Consider the following 19,705-nt stretch of genomic DNA (forward strand, 5'->3'; position numbering starts at 1 on the left):
GATGATTTCCCTGCCCGACCTGCTGCGATTTTCCGTAGGGTTGCTACTGGCAGCAGTGCTCTGCGTCAGTGTCGACGCCAGCAGAGTCCGGGCGGCGGAACCGGGCATGGCACCGTTGGAGTTACGAGTGCTCGGCTCGGGCGGGCCGGGCGCTGGCGGCCGGGCCGGCGCCGGCTACGTGGTGCTGCTCGACGGCACACCGCGAATCCTGCTGGATGCGGGACCTGGGACGTTCGTGCGACTGGGTGAAGCGAAGCTCGATATTCACCATCTGGATATCGTGCTGCTGACGCACCTGCATGTCGATCACGTGGCGGAACTGCCGGGCATCGTCAAGGCGCGGGCCGTGGCGTCACGTTCCGCTATCCACTTCCAGGTATTCGGCCCCGGTGCCGCACAACCCTTCCCTTCCACCCGCCATTACATCGACCTGATGTTCGGCAAGGACGGCGCCTTCAGCTACTTGCAGGATTTCGCCGGAACCGTGGCGTTCAACACCACTGACATCGATGACACCACGACCGCCAAAACCATTCTCAGCGAGGACGGCCTGCGGATCACGGCGGTGGCCGGCCATCACCGCGACGCGCCGGCCGTGATCTATCGCGTCGACTACAAAGGCAAAAGCATCACCTTCAGTGGTGACATCGACGCCCACGGCCACGCCGCACTCACGCGCATCGCCAAGGGCGCCGACTTACTGGTGTTCAACGCTGCCGTACTGGATCCGCCCGACTCTCCGTCGGCGCTTTACGCGTTGCACACCGCGCCGGGCGACATTGGCAGAATCAGCGCCGCCGCCGACGTGTCGAGCCTGTTACTCAGCCATCTGTCGCGAGACATCGATGAGTCCCGTGACGCCGTTGTGCAATCCATCCTCCGCAGCTATCAGGGCCCGTTACAGTTCGCCGAGGACGGCTTGCGCGTCCAGCCGTAAAACGGTTTGTATCCGTCTGTATAGGAACCCGCGACAGATACGCAAACCCCGATTTCGCCGCATTCGCGCACACATCAGCGATACACCCGAGCGTTTAACTGTGAACACCAGATAGCAGCCTGCTACTGACCCACTCAAACTAAAGCGCACGGAGAATCACCCATGTTCAACTTCTCGAAAGTCTCATCCCTGGCACTCGGCTTGGCACTGGTAGGCGGCCTCGGCCTGTCGAACCTGGCCTTGGCGAGCACTGAATCCCACAGCCCGGCCCAGCAGCTGCTGGTGGAAGGCGGTGCCGATCGCCTGCAAGAGCTGCGCGAACGTGTTGCCGAAGGGGGTTCCGACCGCCTGATCGAAAACCGCGTTGCCGAGGGCGGTGCCGACCGTCTGCAAGAACTGCGCGAACGTGTTGCCTTGACCAACCCGAGCAATGCAGTACGCGGCGGTGTGATCGTTGCAGAAAACCGCGCGGAGTTCGGTTCAAAATATCAGCGCTACTGATCACGAACCCGCCACAGATCAATTGTGGGAGCGAGCCTGCTCGCTCCCACAGGGGTTATTTGTCGGCCGGGCAATCACCGGCAGTCCTGAGATCTGACGAAATAGTCCGACAATTTCTCGGGACAGGTGCCGCGCGCTCGTACTAAGATTTGCGCTTCATTTCATCAAGGACGATTCATGAAGCGCTTTGTCGGTTGCCTGTTGTTCTTCCTGACATTCCCTGCGGTCGCCGCCGATCTGAACATGCTCACCGACAACCATCCGCCCCTGCATTTTCAGCAAGGCAGCGAGTTGGTGGGGTTTGGCGTGGATGTGGTGCACGCGCTGGCCGAACGCGCCGGCGACCAGGTGCATCTGCAACAAGTCCCGTTGCTGCGCGCCTTGCACGTCGCCACGACCGAACCTGCCACCGGTGTGTTCACCGTGATGCGCACGCCCGAGCGCGAGGCTCAGTACCAGTGGGTCGGACCGCTGATGGACGTGGAAACCGCGCTCTATTCCGCTGACAAGGCTCAGCAACCCGTCAGCAGTTTGCAGCAAGCCGCGAGCCTGGGCCGTATCGCCGTCCCGCGCAAATGGCTGGCTTACGGTTACTTGCAACAGCAGGGTTTGAACAATGTCTACGGCGTAGAAACGCCCGAGCAAATGATGCGTCTGGCGCGTCTCGGTCGCACCGAATTTGTGGTGGCCGACACCCTCTCCATCGCCACCCTGGCGCGCGAAGAAGGGTTGGCGCCCAGCCAGTTGCACTATCAAATGCCGCTGATGAAGCAAGGTACGTACATCGCGTTTTCCCCGCAAACCGATGCGCGCCAGGTGGCGCGTTGGCAGCAGGCGCTGAACGAGATGAACCGTGACGGCCGCCTGGAACAACTCAAGCAGCGCTGGCTAAGCGACAACACGCCGCGCTGACGGTGGATCAACGCGCTCGATATCAACTATGCGCAAGGGTGCTTTTTCATTGCGACGCGCCGGCCATAGAGTGGCCACATCTTCTCCCCACTCTTCTGGAGCAACATCATGAAAAGCATCATCGGTCTTGGTTTCGCCCTGTCGGTTCTTGGCGCTACATCGGCCATTGCCGCCCCCCACGCCACCTCGCAAGTCGTGGCAGCCGTGAAAGTCAGCCAACCGGCCACGCAGAACGTCAACACCGTCGGCGTCGATCAAAAAGACAGCCAGGCAAGCAAACTGTACGTCGCTGAAAACCGTCCTGAGTTTGGTTCGAAGTATCAGCGTTACTGATTAACGGCTTTGTGCCGCCGTAAACAAGAACCCCCGGGTAGATCCTGTCTATCCGGGGGTTCTCATTTGTGAAACTGAGGCAGGACTTAGTCGGTGTAACCCAGTCTGACTGCCCGGTTTTCCTGCGCCTGCCCACGTGTCGCCAGACAATAGTACAGCGGACACGTCACCACCAATCCCACCAGCCACGACAGATCCGCGCCCTCCACCAGATTCGCATAAGGCCCGACATACAACGACGTATTGGCGAACGGCAGCTGCACGATAATCCCGATGAAATACGCAACAATTGCATGCAGGTTGAAACGCCCGTAAATCCCGCCGTCCGCACGGAAAATTGAGGCAATGTCGTAGCTGCCGCGCTTGATCAGGTAGAAATCAATCAGGTTGATCGACGCCCAAGGCACCAGCACCAGCAACAACGCCAGAATCAATCCGATGAACTGCGAAATGAAATCTGCCGACGCGCCCAGCGCCACCACACAGCACCCCGCCAGCACCGCACTCGATAACACCACGCGCACCTTGATGCTCGGCGTCCACTGGCTGGCGAAGGTCTGGATCGAGGTGATGATCGACAGCACCGCGCCGTACAGATTCAAGGCGTTGTGGCTGATGATGTTGAGCAAAAACAGCACCATCAGAATAGGCCCCAGCCAGCCGGTGGACTGCTTCACCGCGGCCATTGCCTCGGTGCCTTCCGGGGTGGCCAGCACCGCCACCGCGCCGAAGGTAAACGACAGAATGGTGCCCAGCGTCGCGCCCAGGTACGTGGCGAAAAATGGCCGCGCGATGCCGATATCCGCCGGCAGGTAACGCGAATAATCCGACACATACGGCGAAAAGCTGATCTGCCAGATAATGCCCAGCGACACCGTCGCCAACCAGCCAGACAGATTGAAACCGCCACGGCTGAAGAAGTCCGCCGGCAGGTCATGGGCAAAGATGTAAAGGAAGCCAGCGAGCAAGGCGCTGCCCATGACCCAGGTGCCGATCCGGTTGAGCGTGTGAATGAAGCGGTACCCGATCACCCCGATCGCCGTCGCGCTGAGCGCGCCGATGAGGATGCTCGCCGGCACCGGAACCGAAGGCGCGATACCGACAATCGACTTGCCCGCGAGCACGATGTTGGAGATGAAAAAACCGATGTAGATGATCGCCGCGAAAAACACGATCAGCAGCGCACCGTAACGGCCGAACTGGCCACGGCTCTGGACCATCTGCGGAATCCCCATGCGCGGACCTTGCGCCGACGCGAGAGCAATCACCAGACCGCCGGCCATGTGCCCGAGCGCAATCGCCAGCAAGCCCCAGAACAGGTCGAGATGAAACACCTGGACCACCATGGCCCCGGTGACGATGGGCAATGGCGCAATGTTGGTGCTGAACCATAAGGTGAAAAGATCGCGGGCCTTGCCGTGGCGCTCTGCGAGGGGGACGTAGTCGACCGTGTGATTCTCGATCAGGGGGTCTTGCCGGGACATCTCGGACATGTGCGTGAACTCTAGTTTGTCTGATCTTATAGTTGTATGAAGCCAAACCGGGGGTACTCGATGGCACCCGCCCAGATGCGAGCCATATTATGGTATTCCAACATTTTCACAAGACTGATCCGGTCTTTAAACACCCCGCTGATCTGCATTCCTGCCGCATAAACGCACGCATTTCCTAGCGCAAAGCCCCGTAAACATTGACTTTAAGACAGAAGGTGCACGTTTATCGGCTCACAGAAAAAGCCCTTGCAAACTATGTATTACGGTATACCATCAGACCTACAAACCCATAAGAATTCACGTTACATCGCCCGAGGACCGTCCCATGATCGATGCCGCCATCTACAAACAAGTGATGGGTTCGTTTCCGTCCGGTGTGACCGTGATCACCACGCTGGATGACGACGGCCAAATCGTCGGCCTGACCGCCAGCGCCTTCAGCTCGCTGTCCATGGACCCGGCTCTGGTGCTGTTCTGCCCCAACTACAGCTCCGACTCCTACCCGGTGCTGATCAAAAACAAACGCTTTGCCATTCACGTCCTGTCCGGCGGCCAGCAGAGCGAAGCCTATGCGTTCGCCCGCAAAGGCAAAGACAAGGCCCAAGGCATCGAATGGACCTTGAGCGAACTGGGCAACCCGATTCTGGCCAATGCCACCGCGGTGATCGAATGCGAACTGTGGCGCGAATATGAAGGCGGCGACCACGCCATCATGGTCGGCGCCGTGAAGAACCTGATCGTGCCCCAACAGAACGCCGGGCCGCTGGTGTATTGCCACGGCAAGATGGGCGCCCTGCCCGTTCTCGCCTGATTCGACAATACTCAGTATGCGTACATCCTGAATTTCGACACGCCAATAAATAGCCAGCCGACTCCCGATCGACCGGCCAACAACAAAGATCCGAGGTAAGCGTCATGAAGTTTTCCCTGTTCGTGCACATGGAACGTTGGGACGAAAGCGTCAGCCACCGTCAGCTGTTCGAAGACTTGACCGAACTGACCCTGATGGCCGAGGCCGGGGGTTTCAGCACGGTCTGGATCGGCGAACACCACGCCATGGAATACACCATCTCGCCGAGCCCGATGCCGCTGCTGGCTTACCTCGCGGCCAAGACCACCACCATTCACCTCGGCGCCGGCACCATCATTGCGCCGTTCTGGCACCCGTTGCGGGTGGCCGGCGAGTGCGCGTTGCTCGATGTGATCAGCAACGGTCGCATGGAAGTCGGCCTGGCGCGTGGCGCCTATCAGGTCGAATTCGACCGCATGGCCGGCGGGATGCCGGCCTCGTCTGGCGGCCAGGCGTTGCGTGAGATGGTTCCGGTAGTCCGCGCGCTGTGGCAAGGCGACTACGCCCACGACGGCGATATCTGGAAATTCCCGACCTCCACCAGCGTGCCCAAGCCGATCCAGAAGCCCAATCCGCCGATGTGGATCGCCGCCCGCGACCCGGACTCGCACAACTTCGCCGTGGCCAACGGCTGCAACGTCATGGTCACGCCGCTGATGAAGGGCGACGAAGAAGTCCTCGACCTGAAGAACAAATTCCAGACCGCGCTGGACAACAATCCAGACGTACCGCGCCCGCAACTGATGGTGCTGCGCCACACTCACGTCCATGCGGTCGATGACCCGGAAGGCTGGAAAGTCGGGGCCAAGGCGATCTCGCGTTTCTACCGCACCTTCGACGCCTGGTTCGGCAACAAGGAAGTGCCGGTCAACGGTTTCCTGGCGCCGAGCCCGGAAGAGAAATTCGCCGCTCGCCCAGAGTTCGAACTGGACAGTCTGCACCGCACCGCCATGATCGGCACCCCGGAAGAAATCATTCCGCGCATCAAGTACTACCAGGAACTGGGGGTCGATGAATTCAGCTTCTGGTGCGATAACAGCCTGGCCCACGCGGAGAAGAAAAAATCCCTGGAGCTGTTTATCAAGCATGTGGTGCCAGCGTTCCGCTGAGTCCACCACCCTGCCCCTCGGACGCGAAGCCTGGGGGCCTGACTGACTACATTTGGGCTGTGTGCAGCTGCGAGAGATTAGGCGGCTGTCAGGCCGCCTTCGCGAACAGCCTCGCTCCCACGAAATCAAAACCAGATCGGTGTGGGTTGTTTTTTGCCATTCATCGATAAAACTCAATATTCGAAAATGCTTGCCGATAGTCAGGACAATGCCCCATCGTCTGGGGACACTGGAATGGACTAGCAGCGGGCTAAAGCTGATGAAAGATATCTATCTATTGATCGAACATGGCATGGATCAGGGCGAAGTTTACGTCCTGGGCTATTTCGATGACGAACGCCAAGCGAAGGAAGCTGCGCAAGAGAAGGAGTGGGAAGCGTACCGCGCCAGCCTGAAAGCCGAACACGTCTGGTCGAGCCAGAAGCCGGTGGCCCCGGACAAGACGGCTTATCGCCGCTACTGGATCAAAGCGGTGTCCAAATTCGAGCGCGTGCCTGTCCCAAGATCCTCGGCGGTCCACTGACAGTACTGAATTTCAGGCAAAAAAAATCCCAGGCAGCTGATGGACGCCTGGGACTTAAAAATGCATAAACCGTGGTGGTGAACGCGGGGCGAATATTACGTAATATTTCTGCGTGTAACAAGATATTTTGATTCACCATCCAGTTACTAAATCTTCTAACCTATTAAATATCCACACTATTTTTAAGGTTGCCTCTACAGAAACCAGCGATACTCACGCGCGCTGATGTCGTGCATGAATGCCAAATGGTCCTGCCGCTTGTTCTCGCAGTACACATCGACAAACTCCGCGCCCAAGCCCTCGCGCAATGGCGCATGGCTTTGCATCGACTGCACGGCCTCGAGCATTTCCAACGGAAAATCGATACCGCTGCCACGATCTTCGTTGAGTGACGCAATCGGTTCACGGCCGACTTCCAACCCTTGTTCCAATCCCACCAGAATGGCCGCCAGCACCAGATACGGGTTGGCATCGGCGCCCGCCAGGCGATGTTCGATGCGCAGGTTTTTTGCGTCCGAGTCAGGCACCCGCAAGCAGGCATCACGGTCTTCAAAGCCCCAACTGGCGCGCGTCGCCACGTTCACCGTGCCACTCAAACGGCGCATTGCATTGTGATTCGGTGCAAAAATCGGCATGCAGTGCGGCAACAGTTCCAGGCAACCGGCCACCGCATGACGCAGCGCTTGCTGCCCGTTAGCCGCCAGCAGATTGTTCCCCGCCTCGTCGTAAAGGCTCACATGCACATGCATGCCGCTGCCCGGGTGCTGCAAGTAGGGTTTGGCCATGAAACTGGCCCGGTGGTGGTGCTTGAGGGCCACGCCCCGTGTGCTGCGGCAAAACAGGGCCGCCCAGTCAGCGGCACGCAGGCCGTCATCGAGGTGACCGAAATTGATCTCGAACTGGCCAGGGCCCAGCTCGGCGGTGATCACCGTGGCATCGATACCTTGCGCCCGAGCGGTCTCGACCATTTCATCGAGTACTGGGGAAAATCTTGAGAGCCGTTCGATGTGCATGTTCGGCTGATCGTCTGCGTCGCCCGTCAACTGATCGCGCGGGAACTGCGGCAAGCCGTCACGCAACTGGCTGTCAAACAGATAGAACTCCAGCTCGAAGGCGACCACCGGAAAAATCCCTTTGCGACCGAGCCGTTCAAGCACCTGCGCCAACACTTCGCGCGGTTCGAAGACGATCGGTTTTTCCGTGCCGTCCGACGTAATCAGCATCTGCCCCAGCGGTTGTTTTTCCCAGCCGACCGGTTTGAGCGTACCGGGTACCAAGCGGCGAACTGCATCCGGATCGCCGTCGTTAAAACAGTAGTCGCCGATTTTGAACAGCCCGCCTTGAGTCCCCAGCAGCACACAGTTTTGCGGCAGCTTCAGCACGCTGCCAGCGGCGACCTTTTCGAGCATTTCTATCGGGTAGCGCTTGCCGTAGAAATGCCCGGGGATGTCCAGAGAAATCAGGTCGACGTAGCGCACATCGGGGTAGCGCTGACGAAACGCGCGAACCTCGGCCAACAGATCAGAGCAGACAGCTTCCATCGTGGTGTTCCTTGTTGTTTTATCAGGTGTAGACCCAGAGCACCCGGGTGAACTGATCGGAGAGGTTGCCGTAGCGGCAATGGGTGTGACTGGCCAGCTGAAAACCGTCACCGGTGCGCAAGGTCACCGGTTTGTCGTCATCGAGCCACAGCGTCAACTCTCCCTCCAGGACGTAACCGCCCTGCTCCGAGCTGTCATTCATGTGCCGGTCACCGCTGCTGGCACCAGGTTCCAATCGGCTTTCAAGCATCGAAAAGGTCGCCCTCATCTTCGGCGAAACCAGAATGTCGGTAATCCCGTCGGCGTAATACAGGGTGCGTCGCTCGTCCGGGCGAGTCACCCAAGGCAATGCCATGGGTTTGGGCAAACTGTAGAAATAGGTGGTCGGCACGCCCAGGGTTTCGCTGATGGCAGTCAGGTCCGCCACCGTTGGGCGTGACAGGCCACGCTCGACCTGCGAGAGGAAACCGACGGAGCGACCGATTTTGTCCGCCAGCTCTTTGAGCGTGTATTTTTTGTGTTTGCGCAGGTCCTGGATCAGGATCGCCAGCGCCGAAATTTCTTCTTGCATGTCCATCTGGATTCTTCCGCCAATTGATGCTTCAAAGGCTATCGCGTAATCGATACCAGGCCTTGCCGATGGCTTCCAGCGGGGCCGCCATGTATTTACCGCCGGGGAAACTGTTGTTGATCAAACCTTGGTACAACGCCAGCTCATCCGGCTGGCCGAGTATCGCGTCGGACACCGCACGGGCCCCGGCCAATGTCGGCAGCACGCCGTGCCCGGAGTAACCCTGCAGCCAATAGAGATCGCCACGGCGACCGATATCAGGGGTGCGCTTGAGCGTGAGATCGATATGCCCGCCCCAGGCAAACGCCAGTTCCACGCCCTTAAGCTGGGGAAACACGCGTTCCAGATAAGGCCGAGTCGCGGCGGCAATATCCTTGGGCATGCCGCCCAGGTACGTACAACCTCCGCCGAACAACAGCCGGTTATCCGGTGTGCGACGGAAATAATCGAGGACAAACTGGTTATCGGTGACGCACACATTGCTCGGTATCAGCGCGCTCGCCTGTTCCTGCGAGAGCGGTACGGTGGCGACTTGATAGGTGCCAACCGGCAACACGCAACTCGAGAGCTGCGGGTCGAGCCGATCAAGGTAGGCGTTGCACGCCAGCACCAGCACGTCTGCCCGAATGCGCCCGCGCTCAGTGGTGACGACGTACTGACCACCCTCTTCGCGGTAGCTCAGCGCCTTGCTTTGTTCATGGATGCATCCGCCAGCCTGTTCAATCGCAGCCGCCAGGCCGAGGGCCAGTTTCAGCGGATTCAGGTGCCCGCCCTCAGGGTCAAACAAGCCAGCCTGATAACGATCACTGGCGACCCATTCCGGCAACTGCTCACGCGCAATGAACTGCAAACCATCGTGCCCCCACTTGTGACTGGCCTCGTGTTGCCACTCGGTCAGCAGGCTCACCCGTCGCGGCATCACCGACGTCCACAGGTGGCCGGGTCGATAGTCACAGTCGAAACCATGGCGTCCCGGCAAGTCGCGCAATTCCCGCGCCGCCCAGCGCATGCTGTCCCACAACCGCCGTGCGCGTTCATAACCCAGCGCCGTTTCCAACGGCGGCATGTCGCACGACCAGCCGAGAATGGCCTGGCCTCCATTGCGCCCCGAGGCTGCCCACGCCACCCGACTGGCTTCCAGCAACGTCACGCGCTTGCCGGCCAAGGCCAGACGCAAAGCGGTATGCAAGCCACTGAAACCGGCGCCGATGATCACCACCTCGGTGTCCTGCTCGCCTTCCAAAGCCGTTCGATCGACCAGGCGATCCACGCAGGTGTGGGCGTAATAGCTGGCAACGTGGTGGTTAGACTGTTGAAACATGCGGGCCTCGTGAACTTTTATACTTATAATTTCATGAAAAAGTACACGGTAAATTTCACAACCGCAACCATTCGAGGCGCAAAAAAAATCCCGTCCAAGGCGACCTGGGCGGGATTTTTGTTCAGCAGGCTGCGTTATCGCAGCACGCCGCCGACGTCTTAGGCGACAACAGGAATCATCGGATCGGCTGAAGCCAGCGCAGTGACACGGTCGGCCGCTGGTGGGTAGATCCACTGGGTGTTGATCTGGGTCTTCAGTGCTTTGGCTTCCTCTTTGACCAGCTTGACCTGACGGTCCCAACCCTCGGTGTAGACCGCGCCCCACGCACCCAAGTCCAGGCACGTCACGTACTTGGGCTGGCTGTAGGGCGTCGGATCGACGCCGAGAATCTGCGCGGCAACGTTGTTTCCGGCGTGACGCCCCAGCGAGATGGCGTGCTGGCAGGTCATCAGGGCAAAGTTGCCGATGTCATCGGAGGCGGCGTAAGCAACGTCGCCGGTGGCGAAGATGTCTTCCTGACCAATGACTTTGAGGTGCGCGTCGACGTGCAGGCGCCCCAGGTGATCGCGCTCGGCGGGAATCTGTTCGGTCAGCGAGCTGGCGCGTACACCGGTGGTCCAGACCACCGTTTTGGCATCGATGCGCTGACCGTCGGCCAGGGTCACGCCGTTTTCATCGACGGCGACGACCGATGATTTCAAGCGCCATTTCACGCCCGTTGCACGACTGGCTTCAGCAATCGACTCGGCGATCTCGGCGCCCATCGAGCCGCCAACCTTCTCACCACGGTCAACGATGATCACTTCAATGTCGGCACGATCACCGAGGATGGCCCGCAGACGCGCTGGCATTTCAGTCGCCGTTTCAATCCCGGTGAAGCCGCCACCGGCCACCACGACCGTGTTACGGCTGTTGCTTTCTGGCAGGTTGACCAGGGACTTGAGGTGGTTTTCCAGGCGCACGGCCTGCTCGATCTGATCCACGTCGAAGGCGTGTTCGGCCACGCCTGGAGTGTTCGGCAGCGCCAGTCGGCTGCCGGTCGCCAGAACGAGTTTGTCGTAGCTGCACACGTGTGGGTTGCCAGATGCATCGATGTAACCGACGCGTTTTTGCTGCACGTCGATGGTCTCGGCGGCGCCTTTGATGAACTTCACACCGACCGCATCGAACAGCTCGCCGATCGGTGCGGCCAGTTGATGGGCATTCGGTTCGTAAAAGCGTGGACGCACGCGCAGCTCGGCCTGAGGCGCCAGCACAGTCACTTCGACGTCGTTGCGAGCATGAATGTCGAACAGGCGTGTCGCACTCAAAGCCGTCCACATGCCACCAAAACCTGCGCCGATTACCAGGATATGTTGTTTCATTTTTTACTCCAGGAAAGACCAAATGAATTCGTTGAAGGCCACTCATCGGTCGCAGAAACTACCATTGCCGGCCGGACAACTACGACTCTATTGATCCAAGATAAAACGCGCAATGATTTTTTTATGATGGTAACCATCAGGTCTTTCGATGGGTTCGAAGAGGATTAATCAACCTGCTGCCTAAGCAGATAGCAGCGAAGCAGAATGAATCAGCAGGCGATCGGATGCGTTGCCTAGCCCCCCCGCCGGCTGCTAACATTTACGACTACATTTGTCGGAGATCGATATGTCTCTTTATAGCGCGGGCGTTGAGTACGGCATTCACTGCCTGCTTTTTCTGGTGGGTAATGGCGGCGACACCCGTGAGGCGAGCGTGCGCGACCTCGCAGAGTTGCAAGGCGTGCCTCTGGACTATCTGGCGAAAATCTTCACCAAACTGGCCAAGGCAAAACTGGTGGTGGCTACTGAGGGCGTGCGAGGCGGGTTCAAGCTGGCCCGGCCTTCTGACGAAATTACCCTGCTGGATATCGTCAACGCCATCGACGGCCAGAAGCTCATCTTCGATTGCCGAGAGATTCGCGGGCGTTGTGCCTTGTTCGAAGGCAACCCGCCGGACTGGGCGCTGGCCGGTCCCTGCGCAGTCCATGCCGCGATGATGACTGCACAAAAGCGCATGGAAGATGCCCTCGCCCAGCAGACCATTCTTGACCTGGCAAGAAAGGTCGGGCGAAAAGCCCCGGCGGAGTTCGGCGGCCAGGTGGACAACTGGATGAGCGAGCGCCGGGAAAAGAAAGGCAGCACCAGCGAGCAGGCCAGTGACGCCCCGCTCATCCAGGTGGCGGATATTTCCGGCTAGTGCTTACAAGCAGTCACGCACGGCCTTGCGCATTGCGCCGGATTTCGCCCAGGGCGGCCCCTGATAAAGCGATACCCGGCTGCCGTCCTTCGACTTCACGATATCGACAATTTCGTCGGCCGTGATGATGCTCGGCGCCGTGATTCTGTAGCCGTTGGAAATCGCCGTTTGCGCCGTTTTGGGGATTTCCTGCTGCCACGCCGGCAGCACGCACGCGGCATACTCTTTTGGCGGCTTGTCGCTGTACTTGCTGACATTGGGCTCACCTGGTACCAGCGAAGTGGGCAACGAACAACCCGCCAAAAAAGCGAGCACTACGCCCCCGATCAACATCCGCATGACGCTTCCTTATCCCAAAAACGCAAAATGTAGCGCGTCGCCGCCCAGACATCCATCTCAGCGAGGCGCATTAACGTCGTCGGGATCCGGATAGGAGCGCGCGTTCAAATACGTCATCCATCGTTCGTAAGCTTCATGCTGCCATTGCGTCACCCGCTCCCATTCCGGACCGTTCAACTGATGTGCAGAAATCAGTTTCATCATTTCCGTCGTCGCCGCGTCCAGATCAACGATCAGTTCATGCGCGTGAAACCTGAAGTCATCGGTATTGGTCATTTTGAAGTTGCCTCGCCCTAGCGAACATTCACTACTTCACTACGACAGCAAATCTGTGCGTGCCCGCTCATCTTCCCGACCAAAGGCACTCCCGGTCGATCAGACGAACATCACGGCCCATCCAGCGAAATGGGACTACTATTTCGGAGCAGAGATTGGCAGGAGGTCATCATGTGGCTTAACGAATCCGAAAACGAACTTCGGCGCGACCTGCAAGGCGTGGCATCGGATCTGAGATGGTCGGCGGTGGAGCTTTTGCGCATCGCCGAGCAATTACGCCTCGCCGGGAATGATATAGACGCGCAAGCCGCGCAAAAGCTGTGCGAGTTGTTTCAGGGAGATGAAGAGCGGCTGAAGGGTTATGCCGAGGAAGTGAAGGCCAAGGTCATCACTCGAAACAAGGCTCACTAGCGGGAGCGCTGCCATGAACAGGCCTCTGTGCGCGCTGATCGTCGTACTGACAGCGTCGGGTGGCTGCAGCACCGACTCAAGTGTTTATCGAAACCAGCCGTTGGTCGCGAAAGTCGAAAACGGCATGAGCAAGGATCAAGTCCAGCAGATCGGCGGCCAGCCTCTGTCCATCACGGATCGCACCGTTGAACCGGGCACGTGCTTTGACTACAAGCTGACTCAGGCCGGCAAGCAAAAGCCCTTCAACGTCAGCTTCGATAGCCGCGGCCAGGTCGACCACACAAGCTTCATGACCTGCGCGGAATGGAGCGCCGTACAGCGACGAGCCAGAGAGCCTTCCCGCACCGGCGGTGGAGGTTATTGATCGGCAGAATGTTCCAGGCACAAAAAAGCCCCGGGCATACCGAGGCTAATAAGCGCGCTCAGCCATTACTGACTGCGTGACGGATCACTGGTCCTGGCTCTGTAGGCCGGCAGGGATGCCGCGTAGGCCAGTGCTTCCTCTCTGCTGCGAAAAGCGCCCAGCCGGTCACCTTTGGTGCAGACCCGCCAAGGGCCGTTGTTCACGCTGAGTACGTCATAGCCATTCATGTGCATCTTGTTCAACATCGGAACGCTCATAGTCACCTCCATTTCGGCAGTGATATCCAGTATCGACTTGCTTACCTTACACCTACCCTTCGCCAAGGTGCCGACCAGACGTCGCGACAGGATTCTGGCATTCGATAGCACTTTCAGCCGTTGTTCCCCCTCCAATTACCCGAATAGCACTAAAAACAACCCGGCCTGAATATTGCAGTTTTATGACATTACTGTGACAAACGCCAATCAGGTAACACATGAAAGTACGCGCAACCGTGATTTGCGAGCACGACCGACATATTCTCCTGGTGCGCAAGGCCAGGTGTCGCTGGACGCTGCCCGGCGGAAAGGTCGAGCGCGGCGAAACCATTGCTGACGCCGCCATTCGAGAGCTTCGCGAAGAAACCGGGCTTTGGGTCGACGGATTGCTGTACCTCATGGAACTGCAGTCGGGCAACACGCTGCACCACGTTTACGAGGCGTCGGTGGTGAACCTGGATCAGGCGCAGCCGTTGAATGAAATCTTCGATTGCGTCTGGCATCCGCTGGATGCGGTGCACCATCTGAATCCCAGCGACGCCACGCTCCGGATCGTGAACGCGTTTCGGCGTCGCTTGTAAGCGGTTCAGCCCTGGTCGCCGCCACCGACCGGCATGATCATGCCGGTGATGTAGGAGGCTTCGTCGCTGGCCAGAAACAGAATGGCGCTCGCCTGTTCATCCAATGTGCCGTAGCGCTTCATCAAACTGCTGTCGAGTGTCTGGTCGACGATCTGCTGATACCAGACCTTCTCCTGCGCGCTTTGCTCGGCGCTGTTGCGCGGGATGACCCGTGGCGGCGCTTCAGTACCTCCGGGCGCGGTGGCATTGACCCGCACGCCACGACCGGCGGTTTCGAAGGCCAGGCACGCGGTCAACGCATTCACCCCGCCCTTCGCGGCGCCGTACGGCACACGATTGACGCTGCGGGTGGCAATCGACGAAACGTTGACGATGGCGCCACTCCCCTGCTCCAGCATGAAGGGCAGCGCGGCATGGCAGCACCACAGTGTCGGGAACAGCGAGCGACGGACCTCGGCTTCGATCTGCTGCGCGTCGTAATGCTCAAACGGTTTGGCCCAGATCGTCCCGCCGACATTATTGACCAGCACATCCAGGCGATCAAAACGTTCGACGGCGGTTTGCATCACGCGGTTGCATTCGCTGTATTGCTCAAGATCGGCGGTCAGGGCGAGCACCTGGCTCACCGCCGACAACTCCTTTTGCACCTCGAACACCAGCTCGGAGCGATCGACCAGGATCAACTGCGCGCCTTCCGCGGCCATGCGTTCGGCCACCCGCCGACCAATGCCTTGAGCGGCGCCGGTGATCAGCGCGACTTTGTCTTTGAATCTGTTCATAGCAACCTCGTGACGAATGATTACCAGGCGAAACACGGTCCTGTGGGAGCGGGCTTGCCCGCGATGGCGGTTTGGCAGTCGACATTGATGTTGAACGTTCTGGCCTCTTCGCGGGCAAGCCCGCTCCCACAGGATTTATCGCCAGATTCAACATTGATGTACGACCCCCCCCAAACAGCGCGACTCAGGCCGCGCTGGCGGCAAATTTTTCGTAGTAGAAATTCGCCGGGGCGATGCCTTGCTCGCGAATGAACTGGCTGACCGCCTCGACCATCGGCGGCGGGCCGCACAGGTAGACATCGACGTCGCCCTCGTTCAAATGCTGCGGCTCGATGTGCTGGGTCACGTACCCCTTGAGCGGGTGCTGGCTGTCCGGGTTGGCCACGCAGGCACTGAAACTGAAGTTGGGAATCCGAGCGGCCAGCGCTTCCAGTCGATCCATTTCCACCAGGTCGAAATCGTTGGTCACGCCGTAGATCAAATGCAACGGATGCGCACTGCCCTGCTCGGCGATTTTTTCGAGCATCGCCGTGAACGGCGCCAACCCCGTACCGCCCGCCAACAGCAGCAACGGACGACGTATGTCGCGCAGGTAGAAACTGCCCAGCGGTCCCGCCAGGTTCATGCTGTCGCCAGCCTTGGCCATGCCGGTGAGGAAGCTACTCATCAAGCCGCCGGGCACGTTGCGAATCAGGAAGCTGACTTCGCCGTCGCGCTGCAACGAGCTGAACGAATAAGCGCGAGTCTGCTCGCTGCCGGGAACTCCAAGGTTCACATATTGCCCCGGCAAGAACGCCAATGTGCTCAGCGCTTCGCCCTTGATCGACAGCGCAATGGTGCTGTCGGACAACTGGCGCACGGCGCTGATGGTCGCGTCGTAACTGGCCTGACGGGTGCGGCAAACCTCCGAAGACGTTGGCACGCGGACCACGCAATCACTCTTGGCGCGCATCTGGCAGGTCAGGACAAAACCCTGCTCGGCCTCTTCGGCGCTGAGCGCATCTTCGATGTACTCCTCGCCCAGGTCGTAAGTGCCGGTCTCGGCGAAACACTTGCAGGTACCGCAGGCGCCGTCGCGGCAGTCCAGCGGAATATTGATGCCCTGGCGGTAGGCGGCATCGGCCACGGTTTCGCCGGCATTGGCGTCGATGAACCGGGTGACACCGTCTTCAAAATTGAACGCGATCGAATGAGTCATGACGGCTGCCTCACAAGTGGTAAACATCGATGACCTGACGAACGTAGTCGTTCTTCAGGATCACTTTCTTGGCCTTGATCAACGGGTTTTCACCGCGCACATCGAGGGTGTAGAAACTGCTGCCGAAATAGCTGTCGACGGTCTTGTAGCGAAAGCTCAGGGTGTGCCAGTTGAAGCGCACCTTGCACAGCCCGTCAGCCTGTTCGAGCAGCTCGATGTTGCTGATGTTGTGGGAGGTGCGGGTGTCTGGAATGCTCGCGCTGGAGCGTTCGGTCTTGATCCGGAAGATGCGGTCTTCAAGCCCGGTGCGGTTGCCGTACCAGATCAGCGAGATTTCCCGCTGCGGGTCTTCGGTCAACTCGTCGTTGTCATCCCAGGACGGCATCCAGTAGGTGGCGTCCGGCGCGTACAGCTCCAGCCAGTCGTCCCATTGTTTGTCGTCGAGGTAGCGCGCTTCGCGGTAGAGAAAGTCGCGTACGGCGTCGTAGGTAATGGTCATTGCACAGCCTCCACTGCAATCAACTCGGGCTGTTCAGCGGCCAACGCCTTGAGCATCGTGTGCTGCCAATACTTGTGTTGCAGCACGAACAACCCTTCGTCTTCGGTGCGCACGCCGCTGAGCAGCGGATGCAGGTCGATTTCCTTGGCCGCTTCATCAGCGCCTTCGACCCAGTGCTCGGCGCCACGGGACATGTCGTTCCACGCGGTCACGCTGCCTTCGTAGCTGGTCTGGCAGGAACGGAACTCTTCCAGGTCATCTGGCGTGGCCATGCCGCTGACGTTGAAGAAATCCTCGTACTGGCGAATCCGGCTCGAACGGGCGTGGTCGCTTTCGCCTTTGGGGGCGATGCAGTAAATGGTGATTTCCGTGCGGTTGACAGAGATCGGCCGGGCGATGCGAATCTGCGAGCTGAACTGGTCCATCAGGTACACGTTCGGGTACAGGCACAGGTTGCGCGAGTTCTCGATCATCCAGTCGGCGCGAGCGCGGCCGAAGTCTTGCGCCAGTTCATCGCGACGCTCGTACAGCGGACGGTCTTCCGGGTTGGCCCAACGAGTCCAGAGCAGCATGTGGCCCTTGTCGAACGAATAGAAACCGCCGCCCTGCTTGGCCCAGCTGCCGGCGCTCATGGTCGGGTTGCTGTCGCCGGCCTCGCGCTGCTTGCGCTGGTTCTGGGTGGCGGCGTAGTTCCAGTGCACCGAGCTGACGTGGTAGCCATCGGCGCCGTTTTCGGCGGTAAGCTTCCAGTTGCCTTCGTAGATGTAGCTGGAGGACCCGCGCAGCACTTCCAGGCCATCGGCGGACTGGTCGACGATCATGTCGATGATCTTGGCCGACTCGCCGAGGTGCTCGACCAACGGCACCACATCGGCCTTCAGGCTGCCGAACAGGAAGCCGCGATAGGATTCAAACCGTGCGACTTTGGTCAGGTCGTGGGAGCCTTCGCAGTTGAAGCTCGCCGGGTAGCCGGCCGCCGCCGGGTCTTTGACTTTGAGCAGCTTGCCGGAGTTGTTGAAGGTCCATCCGTGGAACGGGCAGGTGTAGGAGCTTTTGTTGCCGGACTTGTGCCGGCACAACGTCGCGCCGCGATGGCTGCAGGCGTTGAGAAAGGCGTTGAGCACACCGTCCTTGTTGCGCGCGATGAAGATCGACTGGCGCCCCATGGTGGTGGTGTAGAAATCGTTGACATTGGGGATCTGGCTTTCGTGGGCCAGGTACAGCCAGTTGCCTTCGAAGATGTGTTTCATCTCCAGGTCGAACAGTCGCGGGTCGGTAAACATCTCGCGCTTGCAGCGATAGATGCCCTGTTCTTTGTCATCTTCGAGCAGGGAGTGAAGGTATTCGGGTCGCAGGGACATGGCCGCCGCCTCCATTGTTTTTATTCAGGCAGGGCCATGCTAGGACGGAGGGATGCGGTGGACTATCCGCGGGGTGCAGACCTGTATCCGTTTTGTGCAGAGTGGCCGGAGTTGTTATGCCTGTCTGTCAAGACACGGACCCTGTGGGAGCGGGCTTGCCCGCGAAGGCGGTGTGTCAGGCCAGATAAAGTTGACTGACACGCCCTCTTCGCGGGCAAGCCCGCTCCCACAGGTTTGGTGTCGTTCAAGGCTTTAGCGAGCGGGCACCTAATGGTCGCGGCGTTTGAGGGTGTCCGAGGGCAGTTCGCCGAACTGTTTGCGGTAGCTGTCGGAGAACCGTCCCAGGTGCAAAAAGCCGTAATCCATGGCCACTTCGGTGACGTTGCGCACGTTGCAGGTCGGGTCGCTCAGGCAGGCGTTGATGCGTTCGAGGCGTTTCTGCCGGATGTAGTTTTGCGGCGAGGCACCGGCGTTGCGTTCGAACAACCCGTACAGCGAGCGCAAGCTCATCCGCGCCTGGCGCGCCAACTCTTCGCTGTCGATGTCCTGCTTGAGGTTGCGCGCGATGTAATCGGCGATCACCTCGAACGTGGCGGTCTGCGAGCCCAGACTGATGCGGCTGACATTGGTCTTCATCAGGCTGAGCATCTTGCTGACGATGATCTGCGTGTAATGCTCCTGCACCTTGGGAATCTGCTCGGTGGCTTCGGCTTCCTGGCAGATCATCGCCAGCAGGCCGACAAACCCTTCCAGCTCGTTGAGCTGATAACGGTTTTCCAGAAACCGTACGCCCTGCCCCGGATACCGCCAGCGCTGCTCGTCGCACACGGAGGTGAGTAACGGCGTGGGGATTTTCAGGATGAATTTTTCGCAGTCGTCCGAGTAGGTCAGGTCCACCGGATCGTCGGGATTGATCAGCAACAATTCGCCCGGGGCGAAGTAATGTTCCTGACCGTGGCCGCGCCACAGGCAGTTGCCGCGCAGCAGCACTTGCAGGTGATAAATGCTTTCCAGCGCGCCCGAGGTCACCCGCACACTGGCACCGTAGCTGATGCGGCACAGGTCGAGACTGGCGAACTTGCGATGATCGAGACTGGCCAGCGGACGGCCGGCCCGGGGCATCAGAATGCAATGATTGCCGACGTGCTGATTGACGTAGCCCGACACCGCGTAGGGGTCGGCCTGGTCGAACACTCTGCTGCGCTGACTCAACAGTTGCGCTTGCATCATCGGGTCACTCTCGTTGTTGTTATCGATGGTATCGCGTCATTCTAGGTCAGTCCCTATAGCGGTGTGTCAGTGGACCGACCTGTGGAAGGTTGTCAATGA

The 19,705-nt window shown here is 59.4% G+C and carries 24 protein-coding genes; 11 read left to right on the plus strand and 13 right to left on the minus strand.

Annotation, left to right across the window (positions count from 1 at the left end; translation table 11 throughout):
- Window position 1 precedes the first annotated feature (1 nt).
- From ACA057_RS19290 to ACA057_RS19305, 4 genes are all read left to right on the plus strand, one after another.
- Complete coding sequence (locus ACA057_RS19290; RefSeq protein ID WP_497341413.1) at window positions 2-937, plus strand: MBL fold metallo-hydrolase; 936 nt, start codon at window positions 2-4, stop codon at window positions 935-937.
- 162 nt (window positions 938-1,099) lie between these two features.
- Window positions 1,100-1,438, plus strand: coding sequence for a hypothetical protein (locus tag ACA057_RS19295; RefSeq protein WP_497341415.1), 339 nt, complete (start codon window positions 1,100-1,102; stop codon window positions 1,436-1,438).
- 177 nt (window positions 1,439-1,615) lie between these two features.
- On the plus strand, window positions 1,616-2,350 hold the full coding sequence (locus tag ACA057_RS19300) for a substrate-binding periplasmic protein (RefSeq protein WP_497341417.1): 735 nt from the start codon (window positions 1,616-1,618) through the stop codon (window positions 2,348-2,350).
- Window positions 2,351-2,458: 108 nt separating this feature from the next.
- A complete protein-coding gene (locus ACA057_RS19305) occupies window positions 2,459-2,683 on the plus strand; it encodes a hypothetical protein (RefSeq protein WP_497341419.1) in 225 nt (74 codons plus the stop codon).
- A gap of 86 nt (window positions 2,684-2,769) precedes the next feature.
- Here the strand turns inward: ACA057_RS19305 and ACA057_RS19310 are convergent, their stop codons facing one another.
- The gene (locus tag ACA057_RS19310; protein WP_497341421.1) at window positions 2,770-4,176 is read right to left on the minus strand and encodes a purine-cytosine permease family protein; all 1,407 of its coding nucleotides are present in this window, start codon (window positions 4,174-4,176) and stop codon (window positions 2,770-2,772) included.
- Window positions 4,177-4,501: 325 nt separating this feature from the next.
- Between ACA057_RS19310 and ACA057_RS19315 the strand changes: the two genes are divergently transcribed.
- From ACA057_RS19315 to ACA057_RS19325, 3 genes are all read left to right on the plus strand, one after another.
- Window positions 4,502-4,987, plus strand: a complete 486-nt coding sequence (locus tag ACA057_RS19315) for a flavin reductase family protein (RefSeq protein ID WP_056740501.1) — start codon at window positions 4,502-4,504, stop codon at window positions 4,985-4,987.
- A 104-nt stretch (window positions 4,988-5,091) separates the two neighbouring features.
- Entirely contained in the window at window positions 5,092-6,135 is a 1,044-nt protein-coding gene (locus ACA057_RS19320) for an LLM class flavin-dependent oxidoreductase (protein WP_497341424.1), read from the plus strand.
- A 259-nt stretch (window positions 6,136-6,394) separates the two neighbouring features.
- On the plus strand, window positions 6,395-6,658 hold the full coding sequence (locus ACA057_RS19325) for a hypothetical protein (protein WP_497341426.1): 264 nt from the start codon (window positions 6,395-6,397) through the stop codon (window positions 6,656-6,658).
- Window positions 6,659-6,852: 194 nt separating this feature from the next.
- On the opposite strand, the gene ACA057_RS19330 is transcribed toward ACA057_RS19325, so the two are convergent.
- The 4 genes from ACA057_RS19330 to ACA057_RS19345 form a co-directional block, all read right to left on the minus strand.
- Window positions 6,853-8,199, minus strand: a complete 1,347-nt coding sequence (locus ACA057_RS19330; RefSeq protein ID WP_497341428.1) for a glutamine synthetase family protein — start codon at window positions 8,197-8,199, stop codon at window positions 6,853-6,855.
- 22 nt (window positions 8,200-8,221) lie between these two features.
- Complete coding sequence (locus ACA057_RS19335; RefSeq protein ID WP_497341430.1) at window positions 8,222-8,776, minus strand: helix-turn-helix domain-containing protein; 555 nt, start codon at window positions 8,774-8,776, stop codon at window positions 8,222-8,224.
- Between the two features lie 25 nt (window positions 8,777-8,801).
- Entirely contained in the window at window positions 8,802-10,091 is a 1,290-nt protein-coding gene (locus tag ACA057_RS19340; protein ID WP_497341432.1) for an NAD(P)/FAD-dependent oxidoreductase, read from the minus strand.
- 158 nt (window positions 10,092-10,249) lie between these two features.
- Window positions 10,250-11,455 carry an NAD(P)/FAD-dependent oxidoreductase gene (locus tag ACA057_RS19345; RefSeq protein WP_497341434.1) on the minus strand — a complete coding sequence of 402 codons (1,206 nt, stop codon included), beginning with the start codon at window positions 11,453-11,455 and terminating at the stop codon, window positions 10,250-10,252.
- A 286-nt stretch (window positions 11,456-11,741) separates the two neighbouring features.
- On the opposite strand from ACA057_RS19345, the gene ACA057_RS19350 reads away from it, so the two are divergent.
- A complete protein-coding gene (locus ACA057_RS19350) occupies window positions 11,742-12,311 on the plus strand; it encodes an RrF2 family transcriptional regulator (protein ID WP_497341436.1) in 570 nt (189 codons plus the stop codon).
- Window positions 12,312-12,314: 3 nt separating this feature from the next.
- On the opposite strand, the gene ACA057_RS19355 is transcribed toward ACA057_RS19350, so the two are convergent.
- Together ACA057_RS19355 and ACA057_RS19360 are read right to left on the minus strand one after the other, a co-directional pair.
- Window positions 12,315-12,650, minus strand: coding sequence for a hypothetical protein (locus ACA057_RS19355; RefSeq protein ID WP_497341438.1), 336 nt, complete (start codon window positions 12,648-12,650; stop codon window positions 12,315-12,317).
- Window positions 12,651-12,707: 57 nt separating this feature from the next.
- Window positions 12,708-12,926, minus strand: coding sequence for a hypothetical protein (locus ACA057_RS19360; RefSeq protein ID WP_497341440.1), 219 nt, complete (start codon window positions 12,924-12,926; stop codon window positions 12,708-12,710).
- Window positions 12,927-13,097: 171 nt separating this feature from the next.
- Between ACA057_RS19360 and ACA057_RS19365 the strand changes: the two genes are divergently transcribed.
- Window positions 13,098-13,337 carry a hypothetical protein gene (locus ACA057_RS19365; protein WP_497341442.1) on the plus strand — a complete coding sequence of 80 codons (240 nt, stop codon included), beginning with the start codon at window positions 13,098-13,100 and terminating at the stop codon, window positions 13,335-13,337.
- A 13-nt stretch (window positions 13,338-13,350) separates the two neighbouring features.
- Complete coding sequence (osmE, locus tag ACA057_RS19370) at window positions 13,351-13,701, plus strand: osmotically-inducible lipoprotein OsmE (protein WP_497341444.1); 351 nt, start codon at window positions 13,351-13,353, stop codon at window positions 13,699-13,701.
- A 65-nt stretch (window positions 13,702-13,766) separates the two neighbouring features.
- On the opposite strand, the gene ACA057_RS19375 is transcribed toward osmE, so the two are convergent.
- Window positions 13,767-13,958 carry an SPOR domain-containing protein gene (locus ACA057_RS19375; protein ID WP_497341446.1) on the minus strand — a complete coding sequence of 64 codons (192 nt, stop codon included), beginning with the start codon at window positions 13,956-13,958 and terminating at the stop codon, window positions 13,767-13,769.
- Between the two features lie 218 nt (window positions 13,959-14,176).
- Between ACA057_RS19375 and ACA057_RS19380 the strand changes: the two genes are divergently transcribed.
- On the plus strand, window positions 14,177-14,539 hold the full coding sequence (locus tag ACA057_RS19380) for an NUDIX hydrolase (RefSeq protein WP_497341448.1): 363 nt from the start codon (window positions 14,177-14,179) through the stop codon (window positions 14,537-14,539).
- A 5-nt stretch (window positions 14,540-14,544) separates the two neighbouring features.
- On the opposite strand, the gene ACA057_RS19385 is transcribed toward ACA057_RS19380, so the two are convergent.
- From ACA057_RS19385 to ACA057_RS19405, 5 genes are all read right to left on the minus strand, one after another.
- Window positions 14,545-15,318 carry a 1,6-dihydroxycyclohexa-2,4-diene-1-carboxylate dehydrogenase gene (locus ACA057_RS19385; RefSeq protein WP_497341450.1) on the minus strand — a complete coding sequence of 258 codons (774 nt, stop codon included), beginning with the start codon at window positions 15,316-15,318 and terminating at the stop codon, window positions 14,545-14,547.
- A 184-nt stretch (window positions 15,319-15,502) separates the two neighbouring features.
- Entirely contained in the window at window positions 15,503-16,516 is a 1,014-nt protein-coding gene (gene benC, locus ACA057_RS19390; protein ID WP_497341452.1) for a benzoate 1,2-dioxygenase electron transfer component BenC, read from the minus strand.
- A 10-nt stretch (window positions 16,517-16,526) separates the two neighbouring features.
- The gene (gene benB, locus ACA057_RS19395) at window positions 16,527-17,015 is read right to left on the minus strand and encodes a benzoate 1,2-dioxygenase small subunit (RefSeq protein WP_059402715.1); all 489 of its coding nucleotides are present in this window, start codon (window positions 17,013-17,015) and stop codon (window positions 16,527-16,529) included.
- Window positions 17,012-18,376, minus strand: a complete 1,365-nt coding sequence (gene benA / locus ACA057_RS19400; RefSeq protein WP_497341454.1) for a benzoate 1,2-dioxygenase large subunit — start codon at window positions 18,374-18,376, stop codon at window positions 17,012-17,014. The genes benB and benA overlap by 4 nt, the downstream gene beginning before the upstream one ends.
- Before the next feature lie 267 nt (window positions 18,377-18,643).
- Complete coding sequence (locus ACA057_RS19405; protein WP_497341456.1) at window positions 18,644-19,606, minus strand: AraC family transcriptional regulator; 963 nt, start codon at window positions 19,604-19,606, stop codon at window positions 18,644-18,646.
- Window positions 19,607-19,705: the final 99 nt, after the last annotated feature.

The organism is Pseudomonas sp. LBUM1661, from assembly GCF_059695925.1.

Bases quoted from the DNA above. Each gene is read 5' to 3' on its own strand.
- ACA057_RS19290 (WP_497341413.1), top strand. From the start codon at position 2: ATGATTTCCCTGCCCGACCTGCTGCGATTTTCCGTAGGGTTGCTACTG.
- ACA057_RS19295 (WP_497341415.1), top strand. From the start codon at position 1,100: ATGTTCAACTTCTCGAAAGTCTCATCCCTGGCACTCGGCTTGGCACTG.
- ACA057_RS19300 (WP_497341417.1), top strand. From the start codon at position 1,616: ATGAAGCGCTTTGTCGGTTGCCTGTTGTTCTTCCTGACATTCCCTGCG.
- ACA057_RS19305 (WP_497341419.1), top strand. From the start codon at position 2,459: ATGAAAAGCATCATCGGTCTTGGTTTCGCCCTGTCGGTTCTTGGCGCT.
- ACA057_RS19310 (WP_497341421.1), bottom strand. From the start codon at position 4,176: ATGTCCGAGATGTCCCGGCAAGACCCCCTGATCGAGAATCACACGGTC.
- ACA057_RS19315 (WP_056740501.1), top strand. From the start codon at position 4,502: ATGATCGATGCCGCCATCTACAAACAAGTGATGGGTTCGTTTCCGTCC.
- ACA057_RS19320 (WP_497341424.1), top strand. From the start codon at position 5,092: ATGAAGTTTTCCCTGTTCGTGCACATGGAACGTTGGGACGAAAGCGTC.
- ACA057_RS19325 (WP_497341426.1), top strand. From the start codon at position 6,395: ATGAAAGATATCTATCTATTGATCGAACATGGCATGGATCAGGGCGAA.
- ACA057_RS19330 (WP_497341428.1), bottom strand. From the start codon at position 8,199: ATGGAAGCTGTCTGCTCTGATCTGTTGGCCGAGGTTCGCGCGTTTCGT.
- ACA057_RS19335 (WP_497341430.1), bottom strand. From the start codon at position 8,776: ATGGACATGCAAGAAGAAATTTCGGCGCTGGCGATCCTGATCCAGGAC.
- ACA057_RS19340 (WP_497341432.1), bottom strand. From the start codon at position 10,091: ATGTTTCAACAGTCTAACCACCACGTTGCCAGCTATTACGCCCACACC.
- ACA057_RS19345 (WP_497341434.1), bottom strand. From the start codon at position 11,455: ATGAAACAACATATCCTGGTAATCGGCGCAGGTTTTGGTGGCATGTGG.
- ACA057_RS19350 (WP_497341436.1), top strand. From the start codon at position 11,742: ATGTCTCTTTATAGCGCGGGCGTTGAGTACGGCATTCACTGCCTGCTT.
- ACA057_RS19355 (WP_497341438.1), bottom strand. From the start codon at position 12,650: ATGCGGATGTTGATCGGGGGCGTAGTGCTCGCTTTTTTGGCGGGTTGT.
- ACA057_RS19360 (WP_497341440.1), bottom strand. From the start codon at position 12,926: ATGACCAATACCGATGACTTCAGGTTTCACGCGCATGAACTGATCGTT.
- ACA057_RS19365 (WP_497341442.1), top strand. From the start codon at position 13,098: ATGTGGCTTAACGAATCCGAAAACGAACTTCGGCGCGACCTGCAAGGC.
- osmE (WP_497341444.1), top strand. From the start codon at position 13,351: ATGAACAGGCCTCTGTGCGCGCTGATCGTCGTACTGACAGCGTCGGGT.
- ACA057_RS19375 (WP_497341446.1), bottom strand. From the start codon at position 13,958: ATGAGCGTTCCGATGTTGAACAAGATGCACATGAATGGCTATGACGTA.
- ACA057_RS19380 (WP_497341448.1), top strand. From the start codon at position 14,177: ATGAAAGTACGCGCAACCGTGATTTGCGAGCACGACCGACATATTCTC.
- ACA057_RS19385 (WP_497341450.1), bottom strand. From the start codon at position 15,318: ATGAACAGATTCAAAGACAAAGTCGCGCTGATCACCGGCGCCGCTCAA.
- benC (WP_497341452.1), bottom strand. From the start codon at position 16,516: ATGACTCATTCGATCGCGTTCAATTTTGAAGACGGTGTCACCCGGTTC.
- benB (WP_059402715.1), bottom strand. From the start codon at position 17,015: ATGACCATTACCTACGACGCCGTACGCGACTTTCTCTACCGCGAAGCG.
- benA (WP_497341454.1), bottom strand. From the start codon at position 18,376: ATGTCCCTGCGACCCGAATACCTTCACTCCCTGCTCGAAGATGACAAA.
- ACA057_RS19405 (WP_497341456.1), bottom strand. From the start codon at position 19,606: ATGATGCAAGCGCAACTGTTGAGTCAGCGCAGCAGAGTGTTCGACCAG.